We start from the raw sequence: 12,742 nt of genomic DNA, 5'->3' as shown, positions 1-12,742 counted from the left end.
CAGTCCGGCGTCAGTTCTGATCTGAGGCTGGGATAGACCACAGGATTTGGCGGTCAGCTGCGTATGCGGCACACATTGATGAGGGCGGCAGGTGTCAAGCCGGTCACAAAACGGGTTGTTTGCGACGCTGAACAGGTGGCGGCGGACCCGGCGTGCGCGCAACGTTGGCGCTTTGGGGCTGGTGCTGCTGGGCCCCGCGCTGGCGTTTGCCACCTTCATGGTACTGGGCCCGTTCAATCTGGGGTCCAGCGCTCCGGGGCTGCGTTTTATCCTGTTGGCCGATCTGGTCTATGTGCTGTTGGTTGCGGCGCTGGTGCTGGGCCAACTTGGCCGCCTGATCGTTGCGCGCCGGGCCAAATCGGCGGGATCCCGCCTGCATTTGCGGCTGATCGGCGTGTTTACCTTTCTGGCGCTGATGCCCACGGTCATCGTGGCGGTTTTCGCTGTTCTGACGGTGAACATCGGACTTGAAGGCTGGTTCTCGGACCGGGTGCGTCAGGTGGTCGGCAGCTCGCTTTCGGCGGCCGAAGCCTATGAGGCGGAACACCGCGAGGGGCTGGCCGAGGACGCCCGCGCGCTGGCTCGGTTTCTGGACAATGGGCGCAGGGTCGTCTTTTTCATCAACGATGCCGAACTGCGCCAGATGCTGGCACAGGGGCAAAGCCAGATTCAGCGCGGGCTGCGCGAGGCCTATGTGATCGACGGCACCGGAGAGATCCGGGCGCGTGGCGAGCGGTCTTATCTGTTCGATTTTGAACGCCCAAGCGCAGATCAGATCGCCGAGGCCACCAAGACCGGCATGGCGATCATTCAAGATTGGGACAACAACGAATTCCGCGCCTTGGTGCGGCTGGACAGCTTTGTCGACAGATTCCTTTTCGTCAGCCGTCAGGTCGATGGCAAGATCCTGAATCTTCTCGATGACACCAAGGAAACCGTCGTGCTGTATCAGCAATTGGAGCGCGAGAGGGGCAGGGTGTTGTTTGAATTCGGCCTGCTCTACGTGGGCTTTTCCGTGATCCTTATCCTGGCGGCGGTCTGGCTGGGGCTGTGGTTCGCGGAACGGTTGTCGCGTCCGGTTGGTCGGCTGACCACAGCGGCGCAACGGGTGGGCACCGGCGATCTGGACGTGCATGTGGTCGAGGAAGAGGGCGACGACGAGATTGCCATGCTGGGCCGCTATTTCAACCAGATGATCCGCCAGCTCAAAGGCCAGCGCGAGTCGTTGCTGGACAACACCCGCCAGATCGAAGCCCGGCGGCGGCTGTTCGATTCGGTGCTCAGCTCGGTGACCTCCGGTGTGGTCGGGCTTGATCCCGAGGGGCGTGTCACCTTCATCAACCGCTCGGCCGAGCGGTTGCTGGGCTGGTCAGGGGGCGAAGCCACCCTGGCGCTGGAGGTTGCGGTGCCAGAGTTCGGGGCGCTGTTCGAGAGCGTCACGGTGGCACCGAGCGGAATCGCTCAGGGCGAGGTCAAGGTCACGCGGCAGGGCCGGCTGGAACATCTGCTGGTGCGGATGGCGACGCGGACCAACGCGGATGGTGGGTTGGAGGGCTATGTGGTGGCGTTTGACGACGTGACCGATCTGGTCAGCGCGCAGCGTACCGCGGCCTGGGGCGACGTGGCGCGCCGCATCGCCCATGAGATCAAGAACCCGCTCACCCCGATCCAGCTTAGCGCCGAGCGGATCAAACGCAAATTCGCGCCGCGTCTGGGCGAGGAAGAGAGCGACCAGTTGGAAGCGATGACCGATGTGATCGTGCGCCAGACCAACGACCTGCGCCGTATCGTCGACGAATTTTCCAAGTTCGCCCGGATGCCCGAACCGGACCGCACCACCGAAGACGTGGTCAAGATCGTGCGCGACGCCGTGTTGTTGCAGCAGACCGGGCAACCGGATGTGGCGATCAACGCCGATCTGCCCGATGTCCCGGCCATGGCCGAGGTGGATGCCACCATGCTGTCGCAGGCGTTGACCAACCTGATCAAGAATGCCGGCGAGGCGATCGAAAGCCTGAAACGGCGCGGCGCGCCGGAAGGGTTCGCGCCGGAAATCCGCGTGAATCTGAGCCAGACACCCGAGGGCTGCACGATCACCATCGCCGATAATGGCATCGGTTTGCCAGAGGATCGGGCGCGTTTGTTCGAACCCTACGTGACCACCCGTGACGAGGGCACCGGGCTGGGCCTGCCCATCGTCAAGAAGATCATCGAGGAACATGGCGGTAGCCTGAGCTTGCAGGACGCACCGCTGTTTGAGGGGCAGGAGCATTTCGGCGCCATGGCGGTGATCCGTCTGCCCGTTTCCGCCTCTGCCGCCGGGGCCGCGTCCCCGAAAAATCGCCCGCCAAAGAGGAAAAAGAGTAACTTTATAGCAGGTTTGACATGAGTGATATTCTGATTGTTGATGATGAACGTGATATTCGGGAACTGATTTCCGACATTCTTGAGGACGAGGGGTTCGTCACCCGGCGGGCCGGGAATTCTGACGAATGCATGGCTGCGATCAATGCCGAGGCCCCGGCGCTGTTGATCCTTGATATCTGGCTCAAGGACAGCCGGATGGACGGGATCGACATTCTCAAGACCGTCAAGCGCGACAACCCGGACGTGCCCGTGGTGATCATTTCCGGCCACGGCAATATCGAGATCGCGGTGGCGGCGATCAAGCAGGGCGCGTATGATTTCATCGAAAAGCCCTTTAATATTGACCAGTTGATGGTGGTGATCCGCCGCGCGATGGAGGCCTCGCGCCTGCGTAGCGAGAACAGCACGCTCAAACGCCGCGAGGTAAGCAACGCCGAGATGATCGGGCAAAGCGCCGCCTTCCGTGCGTTGCAAGGCCAGCTTGAGAAAGTGACCAAGTCAAACGGGCGGGTGATGCTGAGCGGCCCCGCCGGTTCGGGCAAGGAGGTCGCGGCGCGCTATATTCACGCCAATTCAAATCGGGCCGGGGCGCCGTTTGTCAGCGTCAATTGCGCGTCGATCGCACCCGAGCGGATGGAAGAGGTCTTGTTCGGGCGCGAGACTGCGGAGCGGGGGGTCGAACCGGGCCTGCTGGAAGAGGCGCATGGTGGCGTGATCTTCTTTGACGAGGTGGCGGACATGCCGCAGGGCACGCAATCGAAGATCCTGCGGGTTCTGGTCGATCAACAGTTCCAGCGGGTCGGTGGGGCCGACAAGGTTCGGGTCGATCTGCGGGTGATCTCCAGCACCAACCGGAATCTGGAGCATGAAATCAACGAGGGCCGCTTTCGCCAAGAACTGTATCACCGGCTGAACGTGGTGCCGATCGAGGTGCCGTCTCTGGAAGAGCGGCGCGAGGATATTCCGGTTCTGGCCGAGTATTTCATTGAAACCTGCCATGCGACGCAGGGCTTGCCACGCCGCGAGCTTTCCGACGAGGCGGTGGCGTTGATGCAGACCTTGGTCTGGCCGGGCAATGTGCGCCAGCTCAAGAACTTGATCGAACGGGTGTTGATTCTGGGCGAGGGAACCGGGCCGATCGAACCGCGCGAACTGCCCAACGACGAGGAAAAGACCACGGATGACGGGCGCGTCGTGCTGTCCGGGGCACTGGCAACACTGCCGCTGCGCGAGGCGCGCGAGGCGTTCGAGCGGGAATATCTGCTGACCCAGATCAACCGCTTTGGCGGCAATATAAGCCGCACCGCCAGTTTCGTGGGCATGGAACGCAGCGCGTTGCATCGCAAACTGAAATCTCTGGGCGTGGTCACTTCAAGCAAGGCGGGCGCCCGGGTGGCGCGGGTGGACGAACCGACCGATTAGCGGCCACCCCGCCCCTTCGGCGCACCTGCCCGCGCGGGGGTTCTCGACGGTGGGTGCTCTACGGGGGACGCGTGGTCTCGCCTAGCGCGCCACGATCTGCCAGCTGCCGTCCTGGTTGCGGATCACGCAGGCGTTTTTGCTCAACCGGGGCAGCACGGTGGTCACACCCGGCGGTGTGGCTTTGCGGACCTCGACCGGGCAAATCGGCAGGCTGACCGGATCATAGCCTTTTTCACTCATGCACAGCTGCATCACCCGTGCGCGCAGCCCGGAATTGACATCGACCGAATAGATCGCCCCGTCGACCCAATGCCCCGGTCGGGTCCAGCATTCGCCCTTGGCGTTGCAGTGCCGCACACCGGGGACAAAGGTGGGCGGGTATTGCCGAATCTGGGTGGCGACGGGGGCCTGTTTCAGCGCCCGCACCTCGCAGCGGGTGGTGTCGGTCTGCATCCGCGCCACGGAAACACCGGGACGGTAGTACAGCGACATCGGCGCGCAGGTGGCCAGCAGCAGCGCCACACAGATCAGGGGGGCAATCGGTTTCATGGGCCACATGATGGCGCAGAGCCGGGGGCGGTACAATTGAATTGACCGGTCCCGGAGCATCTGTCATGCAAAAACTTCTGACAAATACTCGAGGTGAAACACCTCTGGGGGCAGGGATGCAAAGACGATGAAGGTCATCATTTGCGGCGCGGGGCAGGTCGGCTGGCAGATCGCCCGCCATTTGTCGAGCGAACATAACGACGTCACGGTCGTGGACAACAACCCCGATCTGGTGCGCCGGGCCACCGATACGCTTGATGTGCAGGGGATCGCGGGGTTCGCCAGCTATCCCGATGTGCTGGAGCGCGCCGGGGCCAAGGATGCCGACATGCTGATCGCGGCGACCTATTCCGACGAGGTCAACATGGTCACCTGTCAGGTGGCGCATTCGGTCTTTTCGATCCAGCGCAAGATCGCGCGGCTGCGGGCGCAATCCTATCTGACGGCGATCTATTCCGACCTGTATCGCCGGGACCACCTGCCGATCGACGTGGTCATCAGCCCCGAACGCGAGGTCGCGGCGGCGGCGATGCAACGGCTGTCGGCCCCGGCGGCCTTTGATACGGAAACCTTCATGGACGGGCGGGCGCAGCTGCTTGGGATCACGATCGAGGACAATTGTCCGATCGTGAATACGCCGTTGCGCCAGCTCACGGATCTGTTTTCGACTCTGCGTGCCATCGTGGTCGGGGTCCGCCGCGAGGGCAGGCTTTTTGCCCCGGAAGCGGACGATCAGCTTTTTATCGGCGACAATTGCTATGTCTTTGCCCATGCCGACGACGTGAATCGCACGATGGAGGTCTTTGGCAAAACGCAAAAGACTCAGGACCGGGTGGTGATTGTCGGCGGTGGCAATGTCGGGCTGGAGGTGGCGCGCGCGCTGGAACGGCGCAAGTCGCGCACCCGCGCCAAGGTGATCGAACGCAACCGCACCCAGGCCGAACGCGCCGCAGAGGAGCTGGAGCGGACCATCGTGCTGCATGGCGACGGGCTGGATGCGGCCCTGCTGAAAGAGGCCGGGATCGAGCGCGCCGATGCCATGCTGGCGGTGACAGATGATGACAAGACCAACATGCTGTCGGCGGTGCGGGCCAAGGCCGAAGGCTGCCCGCTGGCCATCGCGCTGATCAACGACCCGACACTGGTGCCCCTGATGGAGCCGCTGGGCATCGACGCCTATATCAACCCGCGTGCCACAACGGTGAGCTCGATCCTGCGCCATATCCGCCACGGGCGGGTGCGTCAGGTCTATTCCATCGGCGATGCCGAGGCCGAGATGATCGAGGCCGAGGTCCTGTCCACCTCGCCGATGTCCGGGAAAAAGCTGCGCGACATCGATTTCCCCGAAGGGGTGCTGGTGGGGGCCATCCGCAAGGGCGACGAGATGTTGCGCCCGTCCGGAGAGCTGCGGATCGAAGAGGGGGACGTGTTGGCGATCTTTGCCATGGCGGCCGACGTGCCCGAGGTCGAGCGGCTGTTGCAGGTCTCGATCGACTTTTTCTGATCATGGCAGAGCAGAGCAAACCCAGCCTTGTGATGCGGCTGCCGCTATTCCTGATGATCTGGGGCGTCGCCTCGCTGTCGATGTGGCTGCCCGCGATCCATGCCGAGATCCGCAGAAATCACGCGGTCTCGCAATCATTTTTCTTTGCCGGCCTTCTTGGGCTGGTGGGGGTGACGCTGATTGCGCTGGCCATGGGCGGGGACCGACGCTCGCGCCATGGCAGTCTGGGCCAGTTGTTGGTGCTGTTGGGCACCTTCGCGGTGCTGCCACTGTTCCTAGCGCTGCCGTTCTTCGAGGCATTGCAGACCACGACATTTCTCAATGCCTATTTCGACATGGTCAGCGCGCTGACCACCACCGGCGCCAATCTGTTCGACGATCCGGCACGGCTTGACGCATCGCTGCATTTGTGGCGCGCCCAGGTGGGGTGGATGGGCGGGTTGGTGATGTGGATCGCCGCCTCGGCCATTCTGGCGCCGCTGGCCTTGGGCGGTTTCGAGATCACCGCGCGCGGTCAGCCGGGCCGCGCCGCACCGCAACCGGACAAGACCACCGGCGCTGATCCGCGCCGCAGGCTTTTGAGGATCACCATCACGCTTACCCCGGTCTATGCCGGGCTGACCGTTGTCGCTTGGGTCATGCTGCTGATCGCAGGCGAGACGTCACTGACCGCGCTGTGTCACGCGATGTCGGTGATGGCGACCTCGGGGATTTCGCCGGTGGGCGGAATGAGCGGCGCCGCAAGCGGCATCGCGGGCGAGATGATCCTGTTCCTTTTCATGTTCTTCGCCCTGTCACGGCTGACGTTTTCATCGGACACGGCGACGCACGGCCGGGCCAATCTGATGACCGATCCAGAGTTTCGCACCGGGCTGATGCTGATCCTCGGCATTCCGCTGCTGTTGTTCCTGCGGCACTGGCTGGCGGCGCTGGATGTGCGCGCCGATGCCGACCCGTTGCTGGCGTTCGAGGCGCTTTGGGGCGCGTTGTTCACGGTGTTGTCCTTCCTGACCACCACCGGATTCGAAAGCGTCTATTGGGACGAGGCCGGGCAATGGTCGGGGCTGAACACGCCGGGACTGATCCTGCTGGGGCTGGCGGTGATCGGCGGCGGCGTTGCGACCACGGCCGGCGGGGTCAAATTGCTGCGGGTCTATGCGCTGTATCTCAATGGTCTGCGCGAGATGGAGCGGCTGGTCTATCCCAGTTCGGTCAGCGGCGAGGGGCGGCGCAACCGGCGCATCCAGAAAGACGGTGCCTTTGTCGCCTGGATCTTCTTCATGATGTTTGCGCTGTCGCTGACATTGGTCAGCGTGATCCTGTCGGCCCTGGGGCTGAATTTCGATCAGGCCATCGTGCTGAGCGTTGCCACGCTGTCCACCACCGGTCCGCTGATTGATCTGGCTGGCGACACGCCGATCCGGCTGGTCGAACTGGGGGGCTGGGCCAAGATCGTGCTTTGTGCCACGATGGTCTTGGGGCGGCTCGAAACCTTGGCGATCATCGCGTTGATCACCCCTGATCTTTGGCGAAACTGAAGATATCGGGGCATGGCCGCAGCGCGCTGATGCTTTTTCTGGTGGAAACTCCCGCAACCTCACTCCATACTCGGTGGGAAGGGGCGCGTTGGTCCGCAGCGCGTTGCAAGAACAAAAGCGAGATACCAAACAAATGGCTTCGGACAGACAAAATCTTCAGGATGCATTCCTGAATCACGTCAGGAAAACCAAGGTTCCGGTTACGATCTTTCTGATCAACGGCGTCAAATTGCAGGGCGTCATCACTTGGTTTGACAATTTCTGCGTTCTGCTGCGCCGTGATGGTCAATCGCAACTGGTCTATAAACATGCGATTTCCACCATCATGCCGGCCCAGCCGATCAGCCTGTATGAGGGCGAAGACGCCAATTGATGGACCACGATAGGGAAGACACCCGGGCCTGGGTGCTGCATCCCGACATAAAATCCGACATGGATCGCCGGGCAGCTGAACCGGCGCTGGCAGAGGCGATTGCACTTGCCGCCGCCTTGCCCGGGCTCGCGTTGGCGGGAAGCGATGTCGTTCGGCTGCCGCGGGCGCAGCCCGGCCACCTGTTCGGATCGGGCAAAATCGCGGAATTGGGCGCAAAGTTCGAGGCCGCAGAGGTCGAACTGGTCTTGATCGACGGCCCGGTAAGCCCGGTGCAACAACGCAATCTGGAAAAGGATTGGGGCGTCAAGATCCTTGACCGGACCGGGTTGATCCTGGAAATTTTCAGCGATCGCGCCCGCACCCGCGAAGGCGTGTTGCAGGTCGAGATGGCCGCGCTGTCCTATCAACGCACCCGGCTGGTCCGGGCCTGGACCCACCTGGAACGCCAGCGCGGTGGGCTGGGCTTTGTCGGTGGCCCCGGCGAGACCCAGATCGAGGCTGACCGTCGCGCCATTGACGACCAGTTGGTGCGCCTGCGCCGACAGCTCGACAAGGTGGTCAAGACCCGCGAACTGCATCGCAAGGCCCGCGCCAAGGTGCCCTATCCGATCGTGGCGCTGGTGGGCTATACCAACGCCGGCAAATCCACGCTGTTCAACCGGCTCACCGGGGCCGATGTGATGGCCAAGGATATGCTTTTTGCCACGCTGGACCCGACCATGCGGCGGGTTGAGATCCCCGATGGCCCCGAGGTGATCATGTCGGACACCGTTGGGTTCATCTCGGACTTGCCGACCGAGTTGGTTGCCGCCTTTCGCGCCACGCTGGAAGAGGTTCTTGCCGCCGATCTGATCTTGCATGTTCGCGACATCAGCCATGCCGGGACCGAAGAACAGGCCGCCGACGTGGAAACGATCCTGACCTCTTTGGGCGTGACAGAGGCGCGGCCAAGGCTGGAGGTCTGGAACAAGATCGACCTGCTCGCCCCGGCGGACCGCGAAGCGGTGCAGGCGCGCGCCGACCGCAATGACGGTGTCTTTGCGCTTTCTGCGTGGACGGGCGAGGGGATGGCGCCGCTTTTGACCGCCATCGCCGAGGCCTTGCAGGGGGTGCGCCATGAGACCCAACTGCATCTGCGCTTTTCCGAAGGCCGCCAACGCGCCTGGCTGTTTGACCACGACCTGGTGCAGGCCGAAACACAGACCGAGGACGGGTTTGACGTGACGGTGCTCTGGACCGCCCGGCAAGAGGCGCAGTACCGCGCGCTTTAATCCGGCGCGGAGCTGTCCTGCGCGACGCTCTGGCGGTTGATCCGGTTCAGGGTCAGCGTCGCGGCAATCGGTCCGATCAGTTCAAAGGCGATGGTTGTGCCGACGGCCATCGCCACGATCTCACGCCCATAGTCCGGCATCAACTCGGCCGCGATCAAGGCCATGCCGATCGCGACGCCAGCCTGTGGCAGCAGGGCGGGGCCGTACCATTTCCGGTCCTGCACAGGTTCCCCGGCCAGCGCCGCGCCAAGCCAGCCGCCCAGCAGGCGCGCAGCGATGCGCAACACCGCATAGGCCAGCCCGGCGGGCCCGATCAGCCACAGCGCATCCGCTTCGAGCGAGGCCCCGGCGAGGATGAAAAAGATGATCATGAACGGCCATTGCAGGTTCTCGATCTCGTGAAAGGCACGGGTGTGGTGGCGCGCCAGATTGACGATCACCGCGCCCGCCGTCATGCCAGCGATCAGATAGGACAGCTCCAGCCAGATCGACAGCCCGGCGGTGACAAAGACCAGCCCCAGTGCTTCGACCCGCAGCGGTTCTCCGCCGGACAACCGTCCGGTCAGAAACGCGCCCGGCACGCCAACGGCCAGCCCGAGCAGGACCGAGCCCAGAACTTCGATTAGCGACGCCTGCAGCACCCAGAACGACAACCCGCTGCCATCCAGAGACCGCGCCAGCACGATGACAAGGCTGAACACGATCAGCCCCCAGGCGTCGTCGATGGCCACGATCCCCTTGATCGTATGGGTAAAGCGGGTCTCGACCCCGGTCTGACGGATCACGTCATAGGTGGCGGCCGGGTCGGTGGCCGTGGCCAGCGCCCCCAGCACCAGCGCCGCCGCCAGCGGCACCCCGACCAGCCAAAGCCCGGCCGCCACCAAGGGCAGCGTCACCAACACGATGGCAAGCGAGATCAGGATAATCGCCTTGCCATGCGCGCGCAGGGTTCGCATCGACAACTCGCTCCCCAGCAGAAAGGCCACCATGCTCAGCGCGATGATCGAAATGATCGGGTACATCTCGGTCAGGAGGGTGGGCATCACGTCGAACCCAGCCGCGCCCGCCAGCAACCCACATCCCAACAGCAAGGTCACGCGCGGCAGCCGTGTCCGATGCCCCAGAGAATCCGCGGCCAACCCCAGCAGGAACAGCACGCCAAGCGAGATCAGTGCCGCTGCGATCTCTCCCGGAAGGGCGTCTGGCGTCATCGCGGGATCAGCCGCGTGATCCCCTCGGACGCGGCACGGGCCAGATCCACATCCAGTGACATCGGGATATATTCCCCCCGCCGCCAAAGCTGGGCAAGATCGTCATAGTGGCGCGACAGGAAATGCCCCGACTGCCCGGTTGAGATGATGAAGACCGAGCTGTCAGGATCTGCCAGATCGTAGACCCCGCGATATCCCGCCCCGTGCACGTTCAGGAACGGATTGGGATCCTCGCCCGAGGTGCGGCCGCGTTGCAGTGTGTTGTCGCCGCCGCTGGTGGATTGGCGGATGTTCACGAAATAGCGCAGCAAGGGCACCTTGCCCAGCACCGGGTGATCATGGGTGGCCTGATGCGCATCGCCCCAGCGCAGGCTTTCCAGCGCAGTGCCATAGTGTTCCCCGATCCAGACCAGCGCGTCGTCCAGCGCCAGCCGGGCCATATCGGTGCAGGTCTCTTTCGGGGCGCTGCGGCGCACGTCGCACCAGACAGCGGCGCCGTCGATATCGCGATACACCCGTTCGATAAAGACCGGATCCACATGTTTGAAGTCGTCGGCCAGCGGCCCCAGATCATCCTCGATCAGGCGGGTCTGCAAGGCGCGCAGCCACGCGGCATAGATCAGCGGCTCGGGCAGATGTTCGTTCATCTCTCCGTTCCATTCCGCCAGCAGTGACAGCGCGACCTGACGTTGGCGTTCTGGCGTGCCCTCGGCTGCGGCCTCGCCGGTGAACCACAGGTCGGCCCCGATCAGCGGCAGCAGCGAGCGGGCGGTAAAGCTCACGGTGTCAAGCTGCGCCTCGACCAGACTGTCGCGGGTATGGACCTGACGCGCCTGCATCAGCCGCTGCCAGCGATTGATCCGTTGGGTGTCGCCCCAGACATAAGAGATGTGGTTGGGGAAGGGACGTTCGAGGATCTTGTTGTTGGTATTGCCCAGAATGCCGCCCCGGGGGCTGATGAATTCGGGGTTGGAGGCATAGGGCTGGCGACCCTGCCAACGGTTCTCGGTACGCCAGCCCTGCACGGGCAGGCGCCCTTTGCTTTGTTGCTGGGGATCCCGGCGCGGCACCGCGCCGATGGTCTTGAAGGCGATGGTTTCAGCGTCGATCAGCATCAGGTTCTGCGACGGCGCGACATATTTTTCTGCGGCTGTGATCGCTTGGCGCACCGTGCCCGCGCGCATCAGGTCCATTGCCGCGCTCATGGTGGTGTCATCAGGGGTCAATGCCGTCCAGCCCAAGGCGGCGACATGGCCCGGCGGGGTCACTGTGTCGAGCTTGTAGTGGCTGCCGGGCAGGACCGGGCCGTTCTCGGTCCAGCGCAGGGTCAGGGTAATCGGCGCGGCATCCTTGATCTGGATGATCGAGGGGCGGGTCTCAAACGGTTTATAGCCGTCAGGTGTCAGGTATTCGTCCGGGTTCTGTGGATTGACCCGTTCAATAAAGACGTCCTGATCGTCCAGATAGGACGAGGTGATGCCCCAGCCCAGTTTGCGGCTGCGCCCCGTCAGGATGGCAGGAATACCCGGAACGGTGGCCCCGATCACGCCACCGTCCTGAAGTTCGATCCGGGCGAGATACCAGGTTGAGGGGGCGGAAAAGCCCAGATGCGGATCATTGGCCAAAAGCGTGCCGCCTGAGGCCGAGCGCGAGGGCGCCGCCGCCCAGGCGTTTGAGGCACCAGCCAGCCCGCGTTTGGGAAACGGCGACAGCGGATCGTCGTCGGGTGGGGTGCCTTCGGCATAGCGCGGCAGGCCGGGGAACATCTGGGCGTATTCCGGCAGCGCGGCGATCCCGGTGCCCGGCGCATCGGGCAGGATATCCAGCAGCCGCGCCGGGTCGTCCAGCATCAGCGAGGTTCGCGCGCGCAGCACCTCTTCCTCCAGATGTCCGCTCAACTGCAAGCCCATCAGCTTGATCATCGCGATGGAATCTGCGGGCACCCAAGGGGCCATTGGCGCGTTGAACAGGAACATCTCGGGCGCGCCGCGCCCCAGTGCTTTTTCGTTGATCTCGGAAAGCCGGGCATTGACGCCTGCGGCATAGGCCTCCAACGCGGCACGGGTGTAGTCATCCTGCGCCGCGAGCGATTGCTGCGCCAAACGATAGAGGTCGAGCCGCCGCAGCAGCCGGTCGATCCGCGCGGTGCGCGCGCCGAACACCTCGGACAGCCGCCCCTGAACCGTGCGGCGCATCATCGTCATCTGCCACAGCCGGTCCTGCGCATGGGCATAGCCTAGGCCAAAGAACACATCCGGGTCGGTCTCGCCAAAGATATGCGGCACATTGGCATTGTCGCGGATGATCTCGACCGGGCCCGAAATCCCCGTGACCTGTTCGGTCTGATCGTAATCGGGAAGCGATTGGCTGGCCAGAAAATAGACCAGTCCGACAGCAAGAACGACCAACACAACAAGACCTGCGGCGATCCGCATCAGCCACCGAAAAACCTGTCTCATTGCGTCCCCGTCTCATCCACCGGGTGCGCGCCCGCGCAACGGGCGGCT

The 12,742-nt window shown here is 63.5% G+C and carries 9 protein-coding genes; 6 read left to right on the top strand and 3 right to left on the bottom strand.

What is annotated here, in order from left to right; translation table 11 throughout:
• The first annotated feature begins 91 nt into the window (after positions 1-91).
• On the top strand, positions 92-2,389 hold the full coding sequence (locus tag E1B25_RS09565; RefSeq protein ID WP_132828752.1) for a sensor histidine kinase NtrY-like: 2,298 nt from the start codon (positions 92-94) through the stop codon (positions 2,387-2,389).
• Positions 2,386-3,789: a nitrogen assimilation response regulator NtrX gene (gene ntrX, locus E1B25_RS09560; RefSeq protein ID WP_132828751.1), complete on the top strand. Its 1,404-nt coding sequence runs from the start codon at positions 2,386-2,388 to the stop codon at positions 3,787-3,789. Before E1B25_RS09565 ends, ntrX begins: the two co-directional genes overlap by 4 nt.
• 81 nt (positions 3,790-3,870) lie before the next feature.
• Here ntrX and E1B25_RS09555 read toward each other — a convergent pair whose 3' ends face one another.
• Positions 3,871-4,338: a hypothetical protein gene (locus E1B25_RS09555; protein WP_132828750.1), complete on the bottom strand. Its 468-nt coding sequence runs from the start codon at positions 4,336-4,338 to the stop codon at positions 3,871-3,873.
• 127 nt (positions 4,339-4,465) lie between these two features.
• Here E1B25_RS09555 and trkA point away from each other — a divergent pair, with 127 nt between their 5' ends.
• From trkA to hflX, 4 genes are all read left to right on the top strand, one after another.
• Positions 4,466-5,842, top strand: a complete 1,377-nt coding sequence (trkA, locus tag E1B25_RS09550) for a Trk system potassium transporter TrkA (protein ID WP_132828748.1) — start codon at positions 4,466-4,468, stop codon at positions 5,840-5,842.
• A 2-nt stretch (positions 5,843-5,844) separates the two neighbouring features.
• A complete protein-coding gene (locus E1B25_RS09545; protein ID WP_132828747.1) occupies positions 5,845-7,380 on the top strand; it encodes a TrkH family potassium uptake protein in 1,536 nt (511 codons plus the stop codon).
• 133 nt (positions 7,381-7,513) lie between these two features.
• The gene (gene hfq, locus E1B25_RS09540; RefSeq protein WP_011047807.1) at positions 7,514-7,753 is read left to right on the top strand and encodes an RNA chaperone Hfq; all 240 of its coding nucleotides are present in this window, start codon (positions 7,514-7,516) and stop codon (positions 7,751-7,753) included.
• The gene (gene hflX, locus E1B25_RS09535) at positions 7,753-9,024 is read left to right on the top strand and encodes a GTPase HflX (RefSeq protein WP_132828745.1); all 1,272 of its coding nucleotides are present in this window, start codon (positions 7,753-7,755) and stop codon (positions 9,022-9,024) included. Before hfq ends, hflX begins: the two co-directional genes overlap by 1 nt.
• On the opposite strand, the gene E1B25_RS09530 is transcribed toward hflX, so the two are convergent.
• Both E1B25_RS09530 and E1B25_RS09525 read right to left on the bottom strand, forming a co-directional pair.
• Complete coding sequence (locus E1B25_RS09530) at positions 9,021-10,235, bottom strand: cation:proton antiporter (protein ID WP_132828743.1); 1,215 nt, start codon at positions 10,233-10,235, stop codon at positions 9,021-9,023. The genes hflX and E1B25_RS09530 overlap by 4 nt on opposite strands.
• Positions 10,232-12,694 (bottom strand): penicillin acylase family protein, encoded by a 2,463-nt coding sequence (locus E1B25_RS09525; protein WP_132828742.1) that lies wholly within the window; start codon positions 12,692-12,694, stop codon positions 10,232-10,234. Before E1B25_RS09525 ends, E1B25_RS09530 begins: the two co-directional genes overlap by 4 nt.
• Between the last annotated feature and the right edge of the window lie 48 nt (positions 12,695-12,742).

The sequence above is a fragment of the Antarcticimicrobium sediminis genome (assembly GCF_004348975.1).
GTDB classification, from domain to species: Bacteria; Pseudomonadota; Alphaproteobacteria; order Rhodobacterales; family Rhodobacteraceae; genus Antarcticimicrobium; species Antarcticimicrobium sediminis.
Note: the sequence above shows the minus strand (reverse complement) of the source record. Positions and strands in the feature narration are given on the sequence as shown.

What these genes read in the sequence shown, in the direction of transcription:
- ntrX (WP_132828751.1), top strand. Translation starts at nt 2,386, where the DNA reads ATGAGTGATATTCTGATTGTTGATGATGAACGTGATATTCGGGAACTG.
- E1B25_RS09555 (WP_132828750.1), bottom strand. Translation starts at nt 4,338, where the DNA reads ATGAAACCGATTGCCCCCCTGATCTGTGTGGCGCTGCTGCTGGCCACC.
- trkA (WP_132828748.1), top strand. Translation starts at nt 4,466, where the DNA reads ATGAAGGTCATCATTTGCGGCGCGGGGCAGGTCGGCTGGCAGATCGCC.
- E1B25_RS09545 (WP_132828747.1), top strand. Translation starts at nt 5,845, where the DNA reads ATGGCAGAGCAGAGCAAACCCAGCCTTGTGATGCGGCTGCCGCTATTC.
- hfq (WP_011047807.1), top strand. Translation starts at nt 7,514, where the DNA reads ATGGCTTCGGACAGACAAAATCTTCAGGATGCATTCCTGAATCACGTC.
- hflX (WP_132828745.1), top strand. Translation starts at nt 7,753, where the DNA reads ATGGACCACGATAGGGAAGACACCCGGGCCTGGGTGCTGCATCCCGAC.
- E1B25_RS09530 (WP_132828743.1), bottom strand. Translation starts at nt 10,235, where the DNA reads ATGACGCCAGACGCCCTTCCGGGAGAGATCGCAGCGGCACTGATCTCG.
- E1B25_RS09525 (WP_132828742.1), bottom strand. Translation starts at nt 12,694, where the DNA reads ATGAGACAGGTTTTTCGGTGGCTGATGCGGATCGCCGCAGGTCTTGTT.